Origin of the sequence: Bacillus sp. S/N-304-OC-R1, assembly GCF_019749375.1 — a bacterium.
Classification (GTDB): Bacteria; Bacillota; Bacilli; order Bacillales; family Cytobacillaceae; genus Cytobacillus.
Genome location: NZ_JACWFE010000003.1, coordinates 43,075 through 64,690, shown reverse-complemented (window position 1 = coordinate 64,690; position 21,616 = coordinate 43,075). Strand labels below are relative to the sequence as shown.

General features: G+C 37.6%; 17 protein-coding genes and 1 pseudogene. 14 read left to right on the top strand and 4 right to left on the bottom strand.

Translation table 11 applies throughout. The features are described 5' to 3' along the window. The first annotated feature begins 8 nt into the window (after positions 1-8). From H0173_RS04600 to H0173_RS04555, 10 genes are all read left to right on the top strand, one after another. Entirely contained in the window at positions 9-941 is a 933-nt protein-coding gene (locus H0173_RS04600) for an ABC transporter permease (RefSeq protein WP_221845100.1), read from the top strand. Further along, complete coding sequence (locus H0173_RS04595) at positions 941-1,894, top strand: ABC transporter permease (protein WP_221845099.1); 954 nt, start codon at positions 941-943, stop codon at positions 1,892-1,894. Before H0173_RS04600 ends, H0173_RS04595 begins: the two co-directional genes overlap by 1 nt. Before the next feature lie 4 nt (positions 1,895-1,898). Then, entirely contained in the window at positions 1,899-2,897 is a 999-nt protein-coding gene (locus H0173_RS04590) for an ABC transporter ATP-binding protein (RefSeq protein WP_221845089.1), read from the top strand. Between the two features lie 134 nt (positions 2,898-3,031). Beyond that, the gene (locus H0173_RS04585) at positions 3,032-4,678 is read left to right on the top strand and encodes a peptide ABC transporter substrate-binding protein (protein WP_221845087.1); all 1,647 of its coding nucleotides are present in this window, start codon (positions 3,032-3,034) and stop codon (positions 4,676-4,678) included. A 142-nt stretch (positions 4,679-4,820) separates the two neighbouring features. After that, the gene (locus H0173_RS04580) at positions 4,821-5,741 is read left to right on the top strand and encodes a S66 peptidase family protein (protein ID WP_221845085.1); all 921 of its coding nucleotides are present in this window, start codon (positions 4,821-4,823) and stop codon (positions 5,739-5,741) included. A 58-nt stretch (positions 5,742-5,799) separates the two neighbouring features. After that, positions 5,800-6,909, top strand: a complete 1,110-nt coding sequence (locus H0173_RS04575) for a dipeptide epimerase (protein ID WP_221845083.1) — start codon at positions 5,800-5,802, stop codon at positions 6,907-6,909. Then, positions 6,893-7,822 carry a C40 family peptidase gene (locus H0173_RS04570; RefSeq protein WP_260631026.1) on the top strand — a complete coding sequence of 310 codons (930 nt, stop codon included), beginning with the start codon at positions 6,893-6,895 and terminating at the stop codon, positions 7,820-7,822. Before H0173_RS04575 ends, H0173_RS04570 begins: the two co-directional genes overlap by 17 nt. A 2-nt stretch (positions 7,823-7,824) precedes the next feature. Then, positions 7,825-8,847 (top strand): ABC transporter ATP-binding protein, encoded by a 1,023-nt coding sequence (locus H0173_RS04565; RefSeq protein WP_221845076.1) that lies wholly within the window; start codon positions 7,825-7,827, stop codon positions 8,845-8,847. Between the two features lies 1 nt (position 8,848). Continuing rightward, the gene (locus H0173_RS04560) at positions 8,849-9,631 is read left to right on the top strand and encodes a serine hydrolase (protein ID WP_221845074.1); all 783 of its coding nucleotides are present in this window, start codon (positions 8,849-8,851) and stop codon (positions 9,629-9,631) included. Between the two features lie 92 nt (positions 9,632-9,723). Then, a complete protein-coding gene (locus H0173_RS04555) occupies positions 9,724-10,140 on the top strand; it encodes a hypothetical protein (RefSeq protein ID WP_221845072.1) in 417 nt (138 codons plus the stop codon). Positions 10,141-10,248: 108 nt separating this feature from the next. Here the strand turns inward: H0173_RS04555 and H0173_RS04550 are convergent, their stop codons facing one another. Further along, entirely contained in the window at positions 10,249-11,571 is a 1,323-nt protein-coding gene (locus H0173_RS04550) for a TrkH family potassium uptake protein (RefSeq protein WP_221845070.1), read from the bottom strand. A gap of 349 nt (positions 11,572-11,920) precedes the next feature. Between H0173_RS04550 and H0173_RS04545 the strand changes: the two genes are divergently transcribed. The 4 genes and pseudogenes from H0173_RS04545 to H0173_RS04535 all read left to right on the top strand — a co-directional run bounded on the left by H0173_RS04545 (position 11,921) and on the right by H0173_RS04535 (position 19,626). Beyond that, entirely contained in the window at positions 11,921-14,293 is a 2,373-nt protein-coding gene (locus tag H0173_RS04545) for a helix-turn-helix transcriptional regulator (RefSeq protein ID WP_221845068.1), read from the top strand. A 262-nt stretch (positions 14,294-14,555) separates the two neighbouring features. Further along, a pseudogene (locus tag H0173_RS22635) lies at positions 14,556-15,560 on the top strand (HAMP domain-containing protein); the annotation flags it as partial. Positions 15,561-15,581: 21 nt separating this feature from the next. Further along, the gene (locus H0173_RS22630) at positions 15,582-16,523 is read left to right on the top strand and encodes a methyl-accepting chemotaxis protein (RefSeq protein WP_396021181.1); all 942 of its coding nucleotides are present in this window, start codon (positions 15,582-15,584) and stop codon (positions 16,521-16,523) included. A gap of 796 nt (positions 16,524-17,319) precedes the next feature. Then, positions 17,320-19,626, top strand: a complete 2,307-nt coding sequence (locus H0173_RS04535) for an EAL domain-containing protein (RefSeq protein ID WP_221845064.1) — start codon at positions 17,320-17,322, stop codon at positions 19,624-19,626. A gap of 27 nt (positions 19,627-19,653) precedes the next feature. Here the strand turns inward: H0173_RS04535 and H0173_RS04530 are convergent, their stop codons facing one another. The 3 genes from H0173_RS04530 to H0173_RS04520 form a co-directional block, all read right to left on the bottom strand. Then, positions 19,654-19,797 (bottom strand): hypothetical protein, encoded by a 144-nt coding sequence (locus tag H0173_RS04530; RefSeq protein WP_221845062.1) that lies wholly within the window; start codon positions 19,795-19,797, stop codon positions 19,654-19,656. Between the two features lie 169 nt (positions 19,798-19,966). Further along, positions 19,967-20,593, bottom strand: coding sequence for a pyridoxamine 5'-phosphate oxidase family protein (locus tag H0173_RS04525; RefSeq protein WP_221845060.1), 627 nt, complete (start codon positions 20,591-20,593; stop codon positions 19,967-19,969). A gap of 61 nt (positions 20,594-20,654) precedes the next feature. Further along, entirely contained in the window at positions 20,655-21,548 is an 894-nt protein-coding gene (locus H0173_RS04520; RefSeq protein WP_221845058.1) for an EamA family transporter, read from the bottom strand. Between the last annotated feature and the right edge of the window lie 68 nt (positions 21,549-21,616).

Below are 21,616 nucleotides of genomic sequence, written 5' to 3'. Positions count from 1 at the left end.
TGTTATTAATGACAACATACATTGTAAAACGCCTCATTGCCATGATAGTAACACTTTGGCTAATCGTTACACTCACTTTTTTCCTGATGCATTCTGTTCCAGGTTCACCATTTAATGAGGAAAGAGCAACGAATGAAACGGTTCAGCGCAATTTGGAAAAGTTCTATCATCTCGATAAGCCGCTTTATGTTCAATATGGAATGTATTTAAAATCAGTGGCGACTCTAGATTTTGGACCATCTATAAAAAAATCATCCCAAACTGTTAATGATATGCTCGGGAGAGGATTTCCAGTTTCATTTGAGCTAGGAATGGTCACGTTAATATTTGCAGTATTATCTGGGATCACATTAGGAATCATTGCCGCTCTTCGGCATAACGGCATTATCGATTATTTAGCTATGACAATTGCGGTGCTCGGAATCTCCATCCCGAATTTTGTAATGGCGACTCTTCTTATCCAGCAGCTCGCTGTTAATCTTGGCATTCTTCCTGTTGCAACCTGGGTAAGTCCAAAGCATATGATTCTCCCTACTTTAGCACTTGCAACAGGCCCGATGGCGATTATCGCCAGATTAACTAGATCCAGTATGCTCGAAGTGCTAACGCAGGATTACATAAGAACTGCAAAAGCTAAAGGATTATCCCCTGTGAAAATTGTCTTTAAGCATGCACTCAGAAATGCGCTTTTGCCAGTTGTTACGGTATTAGGCTCTTTAGCAGCCAGTATCTTAACCGGCACCTTTGTTATTGAAAAGATATTTGCTATCCCGGGAATGGGAAAATATTTCGTGGAAAGCATCAATCAGCGAGATTATCCGGTCATCATGGGAACAACGGTTTTCTACAGTACCATTTTGATCATCATGCTATTTTTAGTGGATATTGCTTATGGAATTCTAGATCCGCGAATTAAGCTTCATAAAAAGGAGGCAAGCTAATGGAATTAAGAAAACAGCATGATCATCATATTGCAGCAGACATTCCGGATGATTGGTTTGTCCCGAAATCTAATAATCAAGCAGAGGCTGAGGCGGTTGTTAGACCAAGCCAAAGCTATTGGCAGGACGCTTGGAGGCGTTTATTAAAGAATAAATTAGCAATGGCGGGACTTACGTTCTTAATTTTTCTAACGATTATGGCGATCATTGGTCCGATGATCTCGCCTCATGATGTAACAGAGCAAAAGTTAATCAACCAAAATTTACCGCCATCAAGTAAGCATTGGTTTGGAACAGATGAATTAGGAAGAGATGTGTTTTCAAGAACGTGGTATGGAGCGAGAATTTCCTTATTTGTTGGAATTGCCGCTGCATTAATCGACTTTATCATAGGGGTTGTATACGGAGGAGTAGCAGGTTATAAAGGCGGAAAAACAGACAATGTCATGATGAGAATTATTGAAATTTTGTATGGACTTCCATACTTGCTTATCGTCATTTTAATTAGTGTTGTTATGGGACCCGGTTTGTTTACAATAATCGTCGCCCTAACCGTAACAGGATGGATTGGAATGGCTCGAATTGTCAGAGGGCAGGTTCTCCAAATAAAAAACTATGAGTTTGTCCTGGCATCTAAAACATTTGGGTCCAAAACTGCAAGGATTATTAGGAAAAATTTGCTGCCAAACACAATGGGGCCAATTATCGTTCAAATGACTTTAACAGTTCCGTCCGCTATTTTTGCTGAGGCTTTCCTAAGCTTCCTTGGCTTAGGTATACAGCCTCCATATGCTAGCTGGGGATCGATGGCAAGTGATGGCTTGTCTACTATTCTATCAGGTCATTGGTGGAGACTATTCTTCCCGGCATTCTTTATTTCTTTAACGATGTTTTCGTTTAATGTTCTCGGGGATGGACTTCAGGATGCGCTTGATCCGAAGTTAAGGAGGTAACATCATGGAAAAAGTTCTCGAAGTAAAGGATCTCCACGTTTCATTTAAAACATTTGGCGGAGAAGTGAAGGCTGTCCGAGGGGTTACCTTCGATCTATATAAAGGGGAAACACTTGCAATTGTTGGTGAATCCGGCTGTGGAAAAAGTGTTACATCCCAAAGCATCATGCGGTTAATACCAAATCCGCCAGGAAAAATAATAAAAGGCTCTATCAATTTTAAAGGAACTGATTTAACAAAATTAAAAGAGCGGCAGATGAGAAATATTCGTGGAGCAGATATATCGATGATCTTCCAAGATCCGATGACCGCTCTGAATCCAACGATTAAGATTGGCGAACAGATTATAGAAGGAATTCTGCAGCATGAATCTATTTCAAGGCAAGAGGCTAAAAAAATGGCCTTAGAAATGCTTGAGCTTGTTGGTATCCCTGATCCATTGGAAAGATTAAACCACTACCCTCATCAGTTTAGCGGTGGAATGAGACAGCGGATTGTTATTGCAATGGCCCTAGTTTGCCAGCCGGAAATATTGATTGCGGATGAGCCTACAACGGCATTAGATGTAACGATACAGGCACAAATACTTGATTTATTTAGAGACATTCAGAAGAAAACAGGAGTTTCTATTATTCTTATTACTCATGATCTTGGCGTTGTTGCTCAAGTGGCTAATCGTATCGCAGTTATGTATGCAGGTAAGATCGTTGAGGCTGGATCAAGAAGGGAAATATTCTATAACCCACAGCATCCATATACAAAAGGCTTGCTTAATTCAGTACCTCGATTGGACCTGGAGGAGGCAGACCTTATCCCAATCGGTGGCACGCCGCCAGACTTGTTCTCACCTCCAGCAGGCTGTCCTTTTACAGCAAGATGCAGCTACGCAATGGAAGTTTGCGAACGGGCATATCCGTTTAAAACCCATCTAAGTAAAGAGCATCATGTAGATTGCTGGCTTCAGGATGAACGTGCCATGAAGATGCTAGCAAGTGTGAAGTAGATTTAGATCTTTTAGAGGGTGATTCGTATCTAAATCAAGCTAGCGGAGACGCCTTTGAAAGTTCTTTTCTATCAGCGATTATCATATAGCTGAGAATAATAGAAAAAGACCAATTATTAAAAGGGGGAAATGAGATGAAAAAGTTTTTATCACTTTTGCTGACTGGGCTAATGATTTTTGTTCTTGCAGCCTGTACAGCAAAGGAGAATGCAGGAACTGAAGAACCTGCAAAAAAAGACAATGATAATGAAGGAACTAAGGAGGAAGTAGTTACTGAGAAGGTTCTTTACCTTAATAACGACATGGAACCAACATCATTTGATCCTCCAATTGGATTTGATTCTGTTTCATGGAGTGCCTTGAATAACTTGATGGAAGGTTTAACCCGTTTAGGATCAAATCATGATCCGGAGCCAGCTACTGCTGAAAAGTGGGATGTTTCTGATGATGGAAAAGTGTATACGTTCCATATTCGCGATAATGCAAAATGGTCAAATGGTGATGATGTAACAGCCGGTGACTTTGTATTTGCATGGAAGCGCTTATTAGATCCTGAGACTGGATCTCCAGCTTCATTCCTAGGCTATTTCATCGAGGGGGCTGAAGCCTATAATAACGGCGAAGGTTCAGCAGATGATGTAAAAGTAAAAGCAATTGATGATAAAACATTCGAAGTGACATTAACTAGCCCGCAAGCATATTTCTTAAGCGTTATTACAAACCCAGCCTTTTTCCCAATCAATGAGAAGGTAGCAAAAGAAAATCCAAAGTGGTTTGCTGAAGCAGCAACTTTCGTGGGGAATGGTCCTTTCAACTTAACAGAATGGGAGCACGACAGCCATTTTGTTATGGAAAAGAATGATAAATACTGGGATGCTGCTACTGTAAAGCTTGATAAAGTTCATTGGGCAATCATTGATGATACAAATACAGCTTATCAAATGTTCCAAACAGGTAACCTTGATACATCCGATGTGCCAGCTGATTTAGCTGAACAGCTTTTTGCAGAAGGAAAGGTTAAAGTTGAAGGTCAGGCAGGAGATTACTTCTACCGTTTTAATGTGACAATGGAGCCGTTCCAAAACGTTAATATCCGTAAAGCCTTTGCTATGGCAATTGATCAACAGCAAATTGTTGAATATGTAACGAAAAAAGGCGAAAAGCCAGCATATGGATTTGTAGCTTATGGCTTTAATGATGCAAACGGAAAAGATTTCCGTGAAACAGCTGGTGATTTAGTAAAGACAAATATTGAAGAAGCGAAAGCACTTTTAGCAAAAGGTATGGAAGAGGAAGGCTATACAACACTTCCGGAAGTAACGCTCACATATAGTACTAGTGATGCCCATAAGAAAATTGCAGAGGCGCTTCAGCAAATGTTTAAAGATAATCTTGGCGTTGAAGTAAAGCTTGCGAACATGGAATGGAACGTATTTGCTGAGGACCAAAAGGCATTGAAATTCCAATTCTCACGCAGTTCTTTCCTTGCAGACTATGCTGATCCGATCAACTTCTTAGAAAACTTCCAGACTGGTCTTTCTATGAACCGTACAGGTTGGAGTAATGCGAAATATGATCAATTAATTAAAGATGCTAAAAATGAAGCGGATGAAGCAAAACGATACGAAATGATGTACGAAGCTGAGAGAATTCTATTTGAAGAAATGCCAATCGTTCCTCTGTACTTCTACAATCAAGCTTATTTGCAAAATGAAGCAGTTACTGGCATCGTCCGTCATCCAGTCGGTTATTTAGAGCTTAAATGGGCTGATAAGAACTAAAAAAGGAAGCACCTGTTAAGTAAGAATGAAATGATAAAAAAGGGATGTTCCGGATGAACATCCCTTTTTTAGAAAGAATACAAGGTGACTTTTTGAATATGGTTTAAGGGGAAACCTTAAAAATCAAAAGGGATGTGACAGCATGTTGACAAAGCCTCAAGCATTAAAGGCTGGAGACACCATTGGTATTATTGCACCAGCAAGTCCGCCAAATCAAGAGAATTTACATCGTTCTTTTCATTTCCTAGAGGAACTAGGGTTAAAAGCAAAGGTCGGAAAACATGTTTATGATCAATATGGTTATTTAGCGGGAAAAGATGAAGATAGATTAGCAGATTTACATATGATGTTTGAGGATCAAGAGGTAAAGGCCGTTATCTGTGCCGGGGGAGGATACGGGACAGGAAGAATTGCCTCACAAATTGATTATGAATTAATTAAACAGAACCCGAAAATCTTTTGGGGCTACAGTGATATTACTTTTTTGCATACAGCTATTCGCCAGCAAGCAGGTCTCATTACTTTTCATGGACCGATGCTTGCCTCTGATATGGGAAAAGAGGATGTTGATCCTTTATCGAAGGAATTCTTTAAGCAATTATTCAAACCTACTACAATTCAATATTCCGAAGAGATTGCGCCGTTAGAGACTCTTATTGAAGGAAGAGCTAGCGGAGAAATTACTGGAGGAAATTTAACCCTTATTGCAAGTACGATTGGAACTCCATTTGAGATTGAAACGAGAGGCAAGCTCTTACTACTTGAAGATATTAATGAAGAGCCGCGTTCAATAGATCGAATGCTTAATCAATTGCATATGGCAGGAAAGCTTTATGATGCAGCAGGACTGATTTTTGGAGATTTTAATAATTGTATTCCTGAGAGGGAGCTTTCATTAAGTCTTGATGAAGTTATTGAGCATTATACATTCCTAGCAAATAAACCTGCTATAAAGGGATTTAAAATTGGCCACTGCTTCCCGCATATCTCTATACCCCTTGGGACAAAGGCAGAAATAGATACGGCCACAAAGCAATTAACCATTGAAAGCGGAATTCGGTAAGTTTGAAAAAGGATAGCTTTTTATCCCTTTTTTGAACAATTATTAAAGGGTGGTATATATGAAAATAGACAAAATCGAGACATACAGGGTAGCGATACCACTTATAAAGCCATTTAAAACAGCACTGCGCACTGTCCATACAGCTGAATCAATTTTGGTGAAGATTACATGTGATAACGGAGTAATCGGCTGGGGGGAGGCCCCTCCAACCGTTGTCATAACTGGCGACACATTATCGAGTATTGAATCGGCCATTCACAACGTATTAAAGCCTTACTTAGAACAGAAAAACCTATTAAACTATGAGGCGATCTTTCAAGAAATTCAATTGATATTGATTGGTAATTCAAGTGCGAAAGCTGCTATTGATATGGCATTGTATGATTGCCTGTCACAGCAATGCAAGCTCCCGCTTTATCAGTTTTTAGGTGGCCATAAAGAAGAAATTGAAACAGATTATACTGTTAGTGTAAACGGACCAGAGGAAATGGGAGAGGATGCGGTCGCTTATGTCCAGAATGGGTTTGACGTCCTCAAAGTTAAAGTTGGCAAAGACAATATTCAAACCGATATGGATCGTATTCGTGAAATCAGAGCACGTGTTGGAGGCTTAATAAAAATCCGCCTTGATGCTAATCAGGGTTGGTCACCAAAGGAAGCCATTCATGCTATTCGTAAAATGGAGGACATGGACTTTAATATTGAACTTGTTGAACAGCCTGTTAAAGCTTGGGATATTGCAGGTCTTAAGCAAGTTACGGATCATGTGGATACATTAATTATGGCAGACGAGAGTGTTTTTTCGCCTCGGCAAGCCTTTGAAGTCATTAAAACGAGAAGTGCTGATTTAATTAATATTAAACTGATGAAATCTGGCGGGATCTACCAGGCTCAAATTATCAATCAGCTTGCTGAAGTATGCGGGATGGAATGTATGGTAGGGAGCATGATTGAAACTAAGGTTGGAATTTCAGCTGCTGCCCATTTTGCTGCAAGTAAGAAAAATATTACCCGATTTGATTTTGATGCACCGTTAATGCTGGCAAAAGAACTTGTAGAAGGTGGGATAAAATACAACGGCAGAAAAATAATGCTTCCATCAGAGCCGGGATTAGGGATCCGTCATGTTCATATTGAAGGAGGGATTTCACTTGGAAATTCAAGATAAATGGCTCGTAAATGCAGCTGTTGCCACCGTCTGGACATCTTATGACAGTACAAGGGAAATAGACAAAGAGGCGATAGAATGTCCAGGAGATGTAGAATTATGGCTTAATGGATTAAATTATGAAACTAGGCTAGAACTCTGTAATCGAAATCTAGTTCAAACTCAAGTGTTATATGGGCAAGAGGTTCTCGTTATAGAGGAAAAAGCCGGTTGGGCCCATATTATCGTCCCTGATCAAGCATCTTCAAAAAATAGCGAAGGTTATCCAGGCTGGATCCCAAAAGCTCAGCTTGTTAATAAACAGGACTGGAAGCTTGAAGAGAGTTCTGTTGCTGTAGTCAATCAAAAAAAGGGAACTCTTTACGGGAATGACTATGCCCCTATGATTTCACTAAGCTATCAAACAGTCCTGCCGGTTTTAAGTGCAGAAGGCGAATGGCTGCGGGTCCAAACACCTGAGGGAGAAGGGTTTTTAAGAACGGATGGGGTTATTCAATATAATTCCGTTCATGATCAGACTAAAGGCGACGGAAACAGTATTGTAAAAGCGGGTGAACAATTTCTGCATTTGCCTTATTTATGGGGCGGAATGAGCAGCTTCGGTTATGATTGTTCAGGCTTTAGCTACTCCATGTGTAAGGCAAATGGGTATATAATCCCGCGTGATGCCCATGATCAGGCAGCATCAGGAAAAGAGATAGAGTTGGATCAGATAGAGCCTGGCGATCTGCTGTTCTTTGCCTATGAAGAAGGTAAAGGGAGTATTCATCATGTAGGAATTTATTATGGAGAAGGTAAATTACTCCACTCGCCAAATACAGGCAAGAGCATTGAAATAATCAATTTAGAAAACACCATTTATGAAAAGGAATTATGTGCAGCTAGACGCTATTGGCAAGAGACGGGGGAATAGATATGGCTAATGAAACATTGTTAGAAGTGAAGAATCTTAAAAAACATTTTTCTTTAGGAAAAGGACAAATCTTAAAAGCGGTAGACGATGTTTCATTCTATATAAAAAAGGGAGAAACGTTTGGAATAGTAGGTGAATCCGGCTGCGGAAAATCAACAGCTGGACGCACGATTATTGGATTATATGATCGGACTGACGGTGAAGTTATTTTTGAAGGAAAAAATGTCCATAAGATGAACGAGAAAGAACGATTTGCTTTTCATAGGAAGATGCAAATGATTTTTCAGGACCCATATGCTTCGTTGAATCCGCGTTCGACAGTTAGAGAGATCATCTCAGAGCCGATGGAAGTCCACGGGTTATATCGAGATAAAAATGAGCGTTTAGAAAGGGTATACCAATTATTAGAGGATGTTGGACTTAACAGAGATCACGCGAACCGATATCCGCATGAATTTAGCGGCGGACAAAGACAAAGAATTGGCATCGCCCGAGCGCTGTCATTAGATCCTGATTTCATAATCGCAGATGAGCCAATTTCAGCTCTCGATGTTTCTGTTCAAGCTCAAGTTGTGAACCTGCTGAAAAATCTGCAAAAGAAAAAGGGGTTAACTTATTTATTTATAGCTCACGATTTATCGATGGTTAAGCATATCAGTGATCGGATAGGGGTCATGTATTTAGGAAATCTTGTGGAATTAACGGCGAGTGCTAATCTATACAAAAATCCCCTTCATCCCTATACTTCTGCTCTATTATCAGCTATCCCTATTCCGGATCCGGATGTAGAGGACAGGCGTGAACGTATTATTTTGCAGGGAGAGCTGCCAAGCCCGATTAATCCGCCTAGTGGTTGCGTTTTTAGAACCCGCTGTCCATATGCGATGGGGGCTTGTGCAGAGTTAAAGCCTGAGTGGCAAGAGGTTGAAGAGAATCATTTTGTAGCCTGCCACTTATATAACAAAAATGTAGTGGGTGATTCTAACGGCTCTCAAGTAGCTGTTACGATCAGGGCAAGAGAGTAAGATGGATATTGAAAAGGTAAAAAAGAAGGTTTCAGAGATTGCTGCTCAATGCGATGGAAGAGTTGGTTTGGTTATTGAAACAGGTGAGGATCGGATAGAAATAAATCCTCATGATCGATTTTCGTCAGCAAGCCTCATTAAAATACCTATTTTGCTAGAGGGATTTCGTCAATATGATAGGGGGGCGCTTGACCTTCAGGAGTATTTACCTGTTCAGGCTGCTCATAGAGTAGGAGGAGCTGGGGTTCTACAGGCGTTATCGGATGATTTGAAATTGAAAATAGTCGATCTACTGGCACTAATGATCATTGTTTCAGATAATACCGCAACCAATATGTTAATCGACCGTATTGGGATGAATAAGATTAATCAGTGTATAAAGGATCATACTCTTGAGGGCACAGAGCTCAACCGAAAGATGATGGATCTTGATGCAGCTCAAAAAGGAATGGACAATCACACAACAGCTAGTGATATAGTGTGGTGTTTAAGAGCCATAGATGAACAGAATTTTTTAACGAAAGAAAGCTCCATACAAGCTTTTAATATTTTGGAAAAACAGCAATTTAAGAATAAGCTTTGTGATTCGCTAGATTCGGAGGCAATCCAGATTGCCAGCAAAACAGGTGAACTGCCAGGGGTTGAGCATGATTGTGTAATCATGAAATATGGCGGTAACACTTTATATGCTGCTGTCTTAATAGATGGACTGCCGAACCGGGAAGCAGGAAGAAAAACGTTTACTCAAATTGGCATTGTGCTTTCCCAATTTATAATGACATAACTAGAACGTTCTATCTTGGGGGATAGAGCGTTTTTTCTTTTTACAAGGTTGAGATTGGCAGCGTCGGTTTGTTTGGCAAGCAAGAATAATTCTTGTGGCGAATGACGGTCATCTTGCTCAGTTTAGTAGTAGAAGCTGTCCGTCATAGAGAGAATGACGTCCATCTTGCTCGGATTAGTAACGAAGCTGTCCGTCATAGAGAGAATGACGGCCATCTTGTTCGGATTAATAATGAAGTTGTCCGTCATGAAGAGGATGACGGTCATCTTGCTCGGATTAATAACGAAGCTGTCCGTCATAGAGTGGATGACGGCCATCTTGTTGGATTAATAACGAAGTTGTCCGTCACAGAGAGAATGACGGTCATCTTGTTCGGATTATTAACAAAGTTGTCCGTCATAGAGAGAATGACGTCCATCTTGCTCGGATTAGTAACGAAGCTGTCCGTCATAGAGTGGATGACGTCCATCTTGTTCGGATTAATAACGAAGTTGTCCGTCATAAAGTAAATGACGGTCATCTTGCTCAGTTTAGTAACAAAGTTGTCCGTCATATACGGCAGGCGTTTCGGATCAATAAAAAAAGCCTGCAGAAAAGTATTCTGTAAGCTTCATTAATCAGCCAGTTAATATATCTTCTTTAGGATAACGGACTTTTTGTTCGCCTTGATTGCGGGCAAACGAGAATACTAATGTTAAAGGTCCTAATTTTCCGAGGAACATGATAAAAATAATGATCTCTTTCCCGATTTCAGATAAATCACCTGTTAATCCCATTGTCAGACCAACAGTACCAAACGCAGACAGGACTTCAAAGGTAATTTTTATAAAAGGCTGCTTTTCTGTAATGGTTAAAAGGAAGATCGCAATGCTAATAAACAGTAGACTAATCATCGCGATTGCGAGTGCTTTAAACACAAAGGAATCGCTAATTGTTTTACGAAAAACGACAAGGTCTTTCTTGCCGCGAATAAAGGCAGTGACAGCAAGAATAAAGATGATAAAGGTTGTGAGTTTAATCCCGCCGCCAGTAGAAGCGCTTCCTGCCCCAATAAACATGAGGAAGGTCATAAAAAAAGCCGTTGGATCCTCAATTCCGCTTAAATCAACGGTATTAAACCCTGCTGTTCTCGGGGAAACTGCCTGAAAGTAAGAAGCCCAGAACTTTTCCCAGCCTGTTAATGGCCCTAAAGTATTTGGATTGTTTCTTTCTAACAAAAAGATTACTACCATGGAAACAAGGTTGATAGCAACCGTGCTAATAATCATTAGCTTTGAATGTAGAGATAACTCTCGAAAGGTTTTGGCCCGTTTTAAATCAATTAAAACTGTAAAACCAATTCCCCCAATAATAAATAATAACGAAATCACTAAATTTACAACAGGATCACCGACAAATTGGGTAAGGTTATCACTCCATAAAGCAAATCCAGCATTGTTAAAAGCAGAAACAGAGTGAAACAAGCTGTAGTATAACCCTTTGGCCAAGCCGTATTCGGGAACCCAGCGAATGGCAAGCAAAACTAAAGCGCAGCCCTCAATAATAAAGGAAAAAATAAATAGGTTGCGGACGAGACTAATGACTCCACCTAACGAAGTTTGATTAAGAGCATGCTGCATTAATAGACGCTCCTTAAAGCCAATTTTTCTACCGAGCATTAAGTAAATTAATACGGCAAATGACATAATCCCTAAGCCGCCCAATTGGATCAGGCACATGATGACGATTTGGCCAAAAACCGTAAAGGTCGTTACCGTATCCACCACATTAAGTCCTGTTACTGTCATGGCAGAAGTAGTGGTGAAAAGTGCGTCTATCCAAGAAATGGAATGCTTTGTTGAAAAGGGGAGTTTTAATAAAACTGTGCCCACTCCAATAAAGAAAGCAAATACAAGTACAAGAAGCTGAGGTGGACTAATTTTTATCGTCTTATTTATCATTGCCACACCTGCCGTTATTCTCAATTAATACAACACGCTTCCTCAAGAATATACCCCCATTAATTTCATTCTGGTATAGATTTCCCTTAAATAATGTGTTTAATAAAATACTCCTGAAACGGGGGGATGTCAATAAGATTTTTTCCTGAAAAGGGGGAATAAAAAAAGAATGGCTTGCTCTAAACCATTCTTGTGATTTGGACAGAGCTACCAACCTTAATTATCAGGGGTTTTTTATATCGGCAGGGAATAAATTAATAGAAATACAGGCACATTTCATTGAAATTATTTTACAAAAAGGAATGAATTTAATGTAAAATAATGATAACTTGCTAATAAGGTGACTACGATGAAATTCTTACAATTATCTAAAGTTCATAGACTACAAATAATATTAATAATTATCTTCTTAATTACTATACCTTCAACTATTTTAGGTATTTCGACCTATAGGTATATGAAAGATATATTAATAAAAGATGCCCAAAAGGATATGATGTCCATATATGCAAATGCAAATGATACTTTAAAAATGCTCAGCAAACTTGTAGACAATGGTACTCTTACAAGAGAACAAGCCATTGAAGAAGCTCGGGAAACAATAGTTGGCCCCAAAGATTTTAGGGGAATGCGAGATTTTAGGAGCAGTTCCTTTAAATACGGAAAATATGGAAATCTATATGGATTTTATATTGATACAACTACATGGACCCCTAAATTTCTATTTAACCCTAGTGACACCAATATGGAAGATATGCCTCAAGCCTTCTATAAAATTCCTACAAGAGAGAGCTTATTAAATAGTAGTGAATTTCCAAAAAATATAATAAAACAATATGATTACATATTAAGTGAGAACGGGTACTACAACTATGCAGGTAAACAAATTTGGGAATTAATTAATCAAAAAATTACTGAAAATAATGGATTTTTTGAAAAGAATATGGACCCATTACCTGGTGTCAATCCTAATCCAAATGATAAAGACTACTTCTCTAAAGTTCATAAAAAAACCTCCTATGTAAACTATGTTCCTTCTTGGAGCCGTAACGAAAACTTTTTCGGAAAAGATACTATTATTGTATTAGTTGTAACTGGTTTTGATTTTGAAATGATAGATCCTATTAATCGATTAGCAATCCTTACTGCCTTGGTAATATTCTCAACCTCAATCATTTGCATTACGCTCAGTTATTTATTTATTCGCAGAAAAAAGGAATCGAAAATGGCCAAGCAGGAATCTGTAAAGATTCTGCTTAAGATACATGAGTCGATTGATCAAATTAGAAAAGAGTTCCCAAACTTTTCCGAGGAGATAGAAGTAAATATTAAAGGAAATGACAGCGAAACCTATTTATACGATAAAATTGATCAGCTATTGAAAGAAAATAAGGAACAATTCAAGCTCATTCAAGAAAAAAACCTAATTTTAGAGCAATATTCAAATAAAATTGAGGAATTAACCATTCATGAGGAGCGGAATCGGATAAATAGAGAGCTTCACGACACCATTGGATATACATTTACTGCAATTGTATTAGGGTTGGAGAATATTAAAAATATATTGGAGCATAATCCTGAAGAGGCAAAAAAGAAGATAGATTCTCTTGAAAGCCTTTCTAGAGAAACCCTGAATAATACCAGAAATACCATTCATCAATCAGGCATTCTAACTGAATACGAAGGGTTATCATCTAAAATGCTGCAAATTACGGAAGACTTTTCTTCGCAAACTAATGTAGGCATCCAATTTAATGTGTATGGGGAAGAAATACAGTTGTCTAATTCCTTTAACTTATGCCTGATTCGCTGCTTACAGGAATCATTAGCAAATGCTGTTAAACACGGAAATACAAGAGAAATTAGAGTTACACTTAATTACCAGGAGGAAAGTGTGGCATTAAGCATTCAAGATAATGGAAAGGGTAATGAAAAACTGTCATTCGGATATGGTCTATCTACAATGAAGGATCGGATAGATGCATTAAGAGGTCGCCTTGTCGTTTCTTCGACTTCAAATGGTACAAAGATTGATTGTGAATTGCCTATTGAAAAAGTAAAAAAATTAAGTAAGGGAGTTCGAGTGCTACTCGCTGATGATCAAGAGTTAATTCGAGAAAGCCTTGCTGTACTTCTACATGATGAGGATGATATTGAGATTGTAGGAACATGTCAAAATGGATTAGAAGCCGTACAAATGTGCTCCCTTTATGAGCCTAATATTATATTAATGGATATTCACATGCCCGAAATGGACGGAATAGAGGCTACAAAAGCTATAAAAGAAAAATATCCAAATGTAAAAATTATTATTTTAACCACATTCCAAGATATTGGTTATGCTATTGATGCGATAAAATATGGAGCGGAAGGATATTTAATAAAATCAATTCGCCCTAAACAGCTTGTTGACTCCATACGACTTGTTTCGACTGGTAATACACTTATATCTAAAGATATAGCTACTTTAATAATTAATCAGGTAACTGATAATCCATCTTCATTATCTAATAAAGAAGAGATTAATTTAAAAGTGGAATATGGTTTAACCGATCGCGAAATTGATCTTCTCTATTATTTGGCTGAAGGATACAAGTACAAAATCATTGCCGAAAAGATGGATTTATCTGAAAATACTATTAAAAATTATATTTCAACTATCTATTCAAAACTAAATGTAAAAAATAGAATGCAAGCAGTAAAATTATTAAATCATAAATAGATCTTACTTTTCACAAGAATTGTACTTAGGTATAAAACGAGGCCGATCCGAAAGTTCTGTATTTCAAAAAGACAGTTGAAAGTTCAACCTATGAACTTTCAACTGTCTTTTTATATGGCCGTATTTCCTTCCAGAATTATGGCGTTTTTTGTGGATTCCCATAGATTTATGCGGAAAAATATCAAAAAGTAGTTTCCTACTATACAAAAAGACCTATACAAAAATTCGGTATTTTGTACTATAAAACTATAGTTATAAGGAAATGAGGAGGGGAAAAAGTATGGAGAATAAATTATCCTTTTTAAAAACATTTCGTTTTAAAATGTTATTCTTAATGTTCATATGCGTTCTTGTTCCTTCGTTAATTATCGGAATTAGTACATACGGATACACAAAGAGTGTATTAGTAAAAGATGCAAGAAATGATCTAATAGCCGTTAATAACCATGCAGAACAAATAATGAATATGCTTGCAAAACAAGTAGAGGATGGAACTCTTACAAAGGAACAGGCGATTGAACAAGCAAGGATAACTATTAATGGTCCAAAAAATGCAGATGGGACACGTGATTTATCCCAAAACACTTTAAAGTATGGGAAGTATGGAAACTTGTTTGGATTTTATATTGATAAGAATACATGGATCCCAAAATTTTTATTTATGCCTACTGATCCAAAAATGGAGGATCAACCTCAGGGAATGACTATAGTATTTGATAAAGAAGAGTTATTTGCCAATAAAGATTTACCAGAAAATGTGAAGAAGCATATTGATTATATATTAGGTGAAAATGACTATTATCAGTATGCTGGAGAACCATTGTGGAAAGTGATTTATGAAAGGATTCAAAGCGCTAAGGATGGTTTTCACTTTGAAAAAAATATGGATCCACTCCCAGGTGTAGATATAGATCCAAACGGGAGTGAAAAAGAGTATTTTTCAAAAGTACTAAAAAAGCTTTCTATTACAAATGAGGTAGAATCATGGAGCAATAATACTGCCTTATTTGGAAAGGATACTATTGTTGTCCTGGCAGGGGCAGGATTTGATTTTGAATTCTATGAGCCTATTAAAAAAATGGCTTTATTGATTTCTATCATTACAGGAATTACAGTCGTACTGGTCGTGATTATTGCTTTCTTAGCATTAAGAAGAAGCTCTAAATCCATTGAGATTGTCAGTCATGTAATGAGTAAAGTAGGATTAGGGAACCTAACTGTCAGAGCAGAAATAAAAGGAAATGACGAATTTGCTGAATTGGCGAAAAATATTAATAACGCCAATAGTATGATGAGTGGGATGCTAAACGATGTTCAAATGGCTACAAGCGAAATAAGCATGTTAACCTCGCAACTAAGTGAGGGAGCAACTCAAACTGGGACTGCCTCAGATCAAGTCGCTGCAACTATTTCATCCATTGCTGAAGAAATGAATGCCATGAAAGAAAATGTGGAGTCTGCTACAGAAATTATTAATGGGCTTCAAACAGAGATATTAAATATAACGAATCGCTTAGAAGGGGCATCCTCTACAGCAGAACAAGCATCTACTTCTGCTATGATCGGTCAAAAGACAAGCCAAAGTGTTCAAGAAGAAATGAACCGTGTGAATCAAACTCTGCAAAATTCCTCAGTTGCTGTTGAAGAGTTAGGAGAACGCATGGATAAGATCGGGAAAATAACTCAATTAATTACATCGATTGCTAGTCAAACTAACTTACTTGCTTTAAATGCAGCTATTGAGGCCGCAAGAGCAGGAGAGCACGGAAAAGGGTTTGCCGTTGTTGCAGATGAAGTGCGTAAGCTAGCGGAGGAAACAAGTAAAGCTGGTGCTGATATTATTACGATGCTTGCTGAGATTCAAATTCGTACTGAACATGCGATCGAACTGATGAAGAATGGTTCGTCCTCGTTTAGCGAGGTTGAATTGTTAGTTAACCAAAGTTTAGATTCATTCCAAAGCATTTCTGGAGCGATCGAAACAATTTCTGTTCAAGTAGAGGATATTTATCGAACATCCACTATTGTGAATAAACAAGCCGACATTGCTTCAGAACAAATTGATAAAATAAATAATTCCAGTGTACAAATGTCAGAGGGTATGACCACCATTGCGGCAGCTGCAGAAGAACAGGTCGCTACTTTAGAGGAAAACTTAGCATCAACCAATAATGTGTCTAATCTAGTAGAAAGTCTTAAAGAGAAAGTAAATCAATTTAAAGTTGAATAATTTTAGTTTTTAGGAGCTATTAGAGAGGTTTTAGGGGAGGCGGCGGTTCTGTTTGCTATGAATCGCCCCTGCCTTAAACTAAGGGATATGTTACCTCATTCCGCTTAATGTTCTTATCCAAAGTTTTCGACAATCAATATAACAATACGATTCAAATTCAATATTATTTAATCATTGGGTTATAGATACGCTTTTTGACAGGAGTAATGTGTAATGCATAATTCAATAGGAGGAGTATCACGTTACGATTTTCTGTTAAGTCAATTTCAATATGAAAATAAACGAATCACGGAAGATATTCAACATTCGTTAGATAGACTCTGCCTATTTCTGTATAACCATACTAACATTCACTATTTTTCGTTTGTAAATGAAAAAATTTTGATCGCTTATATAAATTATCATCGATCAATAAATTTTGAAATTATTCCCTTTTTTCAAACGGTCAAGGATGTTAATAATTTCTTACTTTTTTTAAAGGGGAATGGGAATAATGTTCCAAATATGGATTTATCAATTGGAAATTCTAATCTTTGGATTAGATTGTAGCAAAGTTGATGTACTTATTATTTTTAAAAAAAGTACTTATCTCATTAGAAAGATTAACATCGGAAATAGATACTAAGTTTAATAAGAAAAGGCTTTGTTAAGGGATGAACTTTCTACTAAGTCTTTATCTAATGATGCCCTTTGAAATAAATTAAAGAGATCTCACATTTTATGTAGACATATATTAATTAATGAATAAATCCAAAACTCTTTGGATAAGTCCAGTTTCTGAGGAGAGCGATATGAAATGGAAATGAGTCTATCCAATCAAATCAGACATAAAAATGAAATGTTAGAACTTGAAAAAAATCTTCGAAATGCAATCGAACGAGATGAATTATTTATACATTATCAGCCCAAACTTAGCCTAACTTCAGGGGGGATTGTCGGAATAGAGGCATTGATTCGCTGGAATCATCCAAAGAAAGGGGTCATTTCACCCGCAGAATTTATTCCCCTTGCTGAAGAGACAGGGCTTATTAATCCTATTGGAGAATGGGTTTTGCGGTCTGCTTGTCTACAAAATAAGACTTGGCAGGAATCAGGTCTTACCCCCATGATAATTTCGGTAAATCTTTCAGTTCGTCAGCTTTATCAACCTAATTTTATTGAAATCGTTATAGGGATTCTTCAAGAAACGAAGCTCGCTCCTGAGTTTCTTGAATTTGAGATAACCGAAAGCATGTTAATGGATATCGAACATGGGATAAAAATTTTGAAGGAATTAAAAAGCATAGGAGTTCAGCTTAGTTTGGATGATTTCGGAACAGGATACAGTTCACTTCAACACTTAAAAAGGCTCCCAATCAATAAACTTAAAATTGATCAATCATTTATACGAAATTGTATAGAAGACACAAATGATTCAGCCATTGTAAAAACAATTATTGCCATGGCTCATCAATTAAAACTTACAGTGGTAGCTGAAGGTGTTGAGTCAAGAGACCATTTAATTTTTCTCCAGAGAAACTTATGCGATGAGGCCCAAGGATATTTATTTAGCAAGCCCATACCCCCGGATAAAATTTTTCGAAGATTTGGAGAAATAGAACAAATCATTACGAAAAAAGGGATACCGAAAGAGCTATCCAATCGAAAATGGTCAGAAGAAGCAATACAGCTTGCCCGTCAAGAATTAGTGGAAACGGTTAGACAACAACAGGGTATGATATTCAAATTTAAAAAAAAGGATGGAAAATTCATTCATACTTTATGTGATGGTGAATTACTCTATCGAATGGGTTTACTGCCAGAACAAATTATTGATCGGGAGCTTAATGACTTCCTGCCTGCTGACATCGCTAAAATAAAAGGTCAATACTATCAGAGTGCTTGGTATGGTAAGGATTATGTCACTTATGAGTGTAAAGTAAACAATGTTGAATGCATTGTCTCATTACGCCCTATTCAAAGAGAAGGGCAAGTAGTTGAAGTCATAGGCTCATGTGTTGATATTACAGAAATGAAGCAGTTCAAGGAGGCCTTAATTCAGAGTGAGTCCAATTATCGTCTCATTGCAGAAAACATGACGGACTTGGTGACAGTTTGTGATGTAAAGGGAAGGATTACATATGCATCTCCATCCCTTCAAAAAGTATTAGGATTTTTACCGAAACCTGAAGCTCCAAATCAAGAGAATAGTTGGGTTCACCCCGATGATATCCCTTTGATTGAACAGCAGTTTAATCAAATAGTATCAACTAAAACGCCAAGTCAAATAGAGTTTCGTGTTAGGCATCAAAATGGTCAATGGCTTTATGTAGAGACTCAATTTAACCCTGTCATCGGAGCTAATGGCGTAATAGAACATATTATTGTATTTGGACGAGATATATCAGAGAGAAAGAGAATAGATGAATTTATGTGTAAAACGCAAACATTATCAGTAGCCGGGCATTTGGCTGCAGGTATTGCACACGAAATTAGGAACCCACTTACTTCCATAAAAGGATTCCTTCAAATGTTGCAACAGGAATTTAATAAATCTAATTATATCGATATTGCGTTATCTGAAATAAATAATATCGAGAAAATAATCAAAGAGTTCTTAACGCTTGCTAAGCCACAAGCAAGTCAAACGTTGGAAACGGATATTATGGCCCTATTACAAAAGGTTATAACATTAATTAATACACAAGCTATTCTCAATAATATTGAAATTGTTCCTATCATTGATCCCGACTTACCGCAAATTTATTGCGACAATTATCAAATTAAAAAAGTATTAATTAAAATTCTTCAAAATTCTATTCAGGCGATGCACGATGGCGGACAAATTACTATTCGAGCAACAAGGGATGGTTCAAGGCATATTAAGATCCATGTTGTTGATCAGGGGTGTGGCATTTCAAAGGATCGAATGAAAAGAATCTATGAACCCTTTTACAGTATAAAAGAAAAAGGAACTGGAATCGGGTTAATGATTTGTCATAAGATTATTCAGGACCACGGAGGAACGATCCAATTTAATAGTGAGATCAATCAAGGGACAACAATTGATATTGTTCTGCCTATTAAAATAGAAATAAATAGTGGAAATATGAACCTGGAATGAGGGGTCTTTTCCACTGTTCATCATGAATTAAGGTTGGAAGCTGTTCTGATAGGATGTCTTCTGTATCGTTATTAATCGACGAATAATAAACGAATTAATAAGGGATACAGTTAATGTTAAAACGATAATGATCCCAAAGCTTAGGAGCAGTTTGAGCCGAAGACTTTTCATAGGATATTTCCCCCTGATAATTGAATTAAAAAATAAGGCTCTGTTAAACGTAGCCGTTGATTTCCGCTGCAATCAACAAGTGCATAATTTAACACAACCAAAAATAAAAAAACTGTCGAATGTATAAAACATCGACAGTTTTTTACTTTTTTCATCTTTTCCCTTTTGTTTAATAAAGTCTTTTTGTATAGCTTTCTTGAAGTGATGCAAGGATCGATTCTTCTGTTATTTCCGGCAAGTTAATATGGGCAGCTAGTATATGAGAGGGGGATGGCAGCTCATCTTTTGTCAGCCAAGTTTCAGCATGCCAAAGTTTCGAACGTTTAAAGGCTTTTGCACAATGAATATAGCATTCTTCAACTTGGACACCGATGCCAAGCAAAGGAGGCTTTCCGTTAACAGCCATTTTATTTAGAATCTCAGTGTCTCTAATCACACAAGCTTTCCCATTAATCCTCAGTGTTTCTTCAAGGCCTGGAATGATAAAAATTAAACCTATATGGGGATTGGCAAGAATATTTCTTAGTGAATCCATTCGCTTGTTTCCGGGCCTTTCTGGAATCACGAAATGCTGATGATCAATAATATGGACAAAGCCAGGAGCATCCCCTCTAGGAGAAGTATCACAATATCCATTTGCATCAGCAGTAGAAACAAATATTATAGGTGATTTTGAAATGAAGTCGCAGCAATGATGGTCAAGATGATTTATCGTTTTATTTTCGACATTTTTGCTTGGTGTTCCTAATAATGTCCGAAGCTCCTCATCGGATACAATCGTTTCTTTGAAGATCATGTTCTTCCCTCCATTTTTCATAATATATAAGAAAAGGAGGGAAGACCCTCCTATAAAGCTATTATGTTCCTAATCTATTTCGTGATATTTTAATAAATCGCAGCTGGGGAATAGAAATGCCAATTAAAATAAGCGTAATCCCGATCATTTGGGCACTTGAGATTTTCTCGCCCAATATTAGCATGGCTGCAACAATGGCTGCAGGCAGCTCTACTGAGCCAACAATTGTAGCCAACCCTGCATCAATTTTCGGGGTTCCAATTGCAAATAGAACAATAGGAAAAATTGCTCCAAAAAAGGCCATTGATAGGCTATACTTCCACAATCCGTCTAAATGAATACCATTTTTAAGCAGTACTGGTCCAGCAACAAACAGAAGAACGAGAAGCCCGCCAAGTGTGATAAAAATACTGCGCTGAATGCTAGGGACACCTGCAGCCACTTTCCCGCTGGCAAATATAAATACTGCATAAGTTACGGCAGACAATAAACCGTAAATAAAACCATCAATCTGAAGGGTCTGTCCTGTACTTGTAATTAAATTACTAGCAAAAATGGTACCAATAATTAGAAAGATAACAGAGATAATTTTATTTCTGCTTGGAAGCTTTCTTTCATAAATCGCTTCAATCAATATGCCTATCCAAGTAAATTGAAATAAGAGGACAATGGCTAAAGAAGCGGAGACTCTTTCAAGGCTTAATCCATAAAAAATTCCTGTTAGGCTTAAAGCAGTACCGGTTAACATGAGAGAACCTGCCTGCTTAAACGTAACTTTAACCTTTTTTATAAAAGGAATAGTGAGCAGAAGAAGGACTAAGCCAAAAAGGTACTGACTTCCGGTTAGTTCGTAGACGGTATGACCGGCTGTTAGACCTGTTTTAACGATGGAAGCTAATATTCCATAGCTGCAGGCACCTATGAAAATAAAGATTGAATACTTGATGTTGTTCATAGACAATGGCTCCTTGAAAAATGTTCAATAGAAATATCTTATCATCTTTTTCGGTAGCCTTGGTGATT

What these genes read in the sequence shown, in the direction of transcription:
- H0173_RS04600 (WP_221845100.1), top strand. Translation starts at nt 9, where the DNA reads ATGACAACATACATTGTAAAACGCCTCATTGCCATGATAGTAACACTT.
- H0173_RS04520 (WP_221845058.1), bottom strand. Translation starts at nt 21,548, where the DNA reads ATGAACAACATCAAGTATTCAATCTTTATTTTCATAGGTGCCTGCAGC.
- H0173_RS04575 (WP_221845083.1), top strand. Translation starts at nt 5,800, where the DNA reads ATGAAAATAGACAAAATCGAGACATACAGGGTAGCGATACCACTTATA.
- H0173_RS04535 (WP_221845064.1), top strand. Translation starts at nt 17,320, where the DNA reads ATGGAAATGAGTCTATCCAATCAAATCAGACATAAAAATGAAATGTTA.
- H0173_RS04590 (WP_221845089.1), top strand. Translation starts at nt 1,899, where the DNA reads ATGGAAAAAGTTCTCGAAGTAAAGGATCTCCACGTTTCATTTAAAACA.
- H0173_RS04530 (WP_221845062.1), bottom strand. Translation starts at nt 19,797, where the DNA reads ATGAAAAGTCTTCGGCTCAAACTGCTCCTAAGCTTTGGGATCATTATC.
- H0173_RS04560 (WP_221845074.1), top strand. Translation starts at nt 8,849, where the DNA reads ATGGATATTGAAAAGGTAAAAAAGAAGGTTTCAGAGATTGCTGCTCAA.
- H0173_RS04565 (WP_221845076.1), top strand. Translation starts at nt 7,825, where the DNA reads ATGGCTAATGAAACATTGTTAGAAGTGAAGAATCTTAAAAAACATTTT.
- H0173_RS04595 (WP_221845099.1), top strand. Translation starts at nt 941, where the DNA reads ATGGAATTAAGAAAACAGCATGATCATCATATTGCAGCAGACATTCCG.
- H0173_RS04550 (WP_221845070.1), bottom strand. Translation starts at nt 11,571, where the DNA reads ATGATAAATAAGACGATAAAAATTAGTCCACCTCAGCTTCTTGTACTT.
- H0173_RS22630 (WP_396021181.1), top strand. Translation starts at nt 15,582, where the DNA reads ATGATGAGTGGGATGCTAAACGATGTTCAAATGGCTACAAGCGAAATA.
- H0173_RS04525 (WP_221845060.1), bottom strand. Translation starts at nt 20,593, where the DNA reads ATGATCTTCAAAGAAACGATTGTATCCGATGAGGAGCTTCGGACATTA.
- H0173_RS04545 (WP_221845068.1), top strand. Translation starts at nt 11,921, where the DNA reads ATGAAATTCTTACAATTATCTAAAGTTCATAGACTACAAATAATATTA.
- H0173_RS04580 (WP_221845085.1), top strand. Translation starts at nt 4,821, where the DNA reads ATGTTGACAAAGCCTCAAGCATTAAAGGCTGGAGACACCATTGGTATT.
- H0173_RS04585 (WP_221845087.1), top strand. Translation starts at nt 3,032, where the DNA reads ATGAAAAAGTTTTTATCACTTTTGCTGACTGGGCTAATGATTTTTGTT.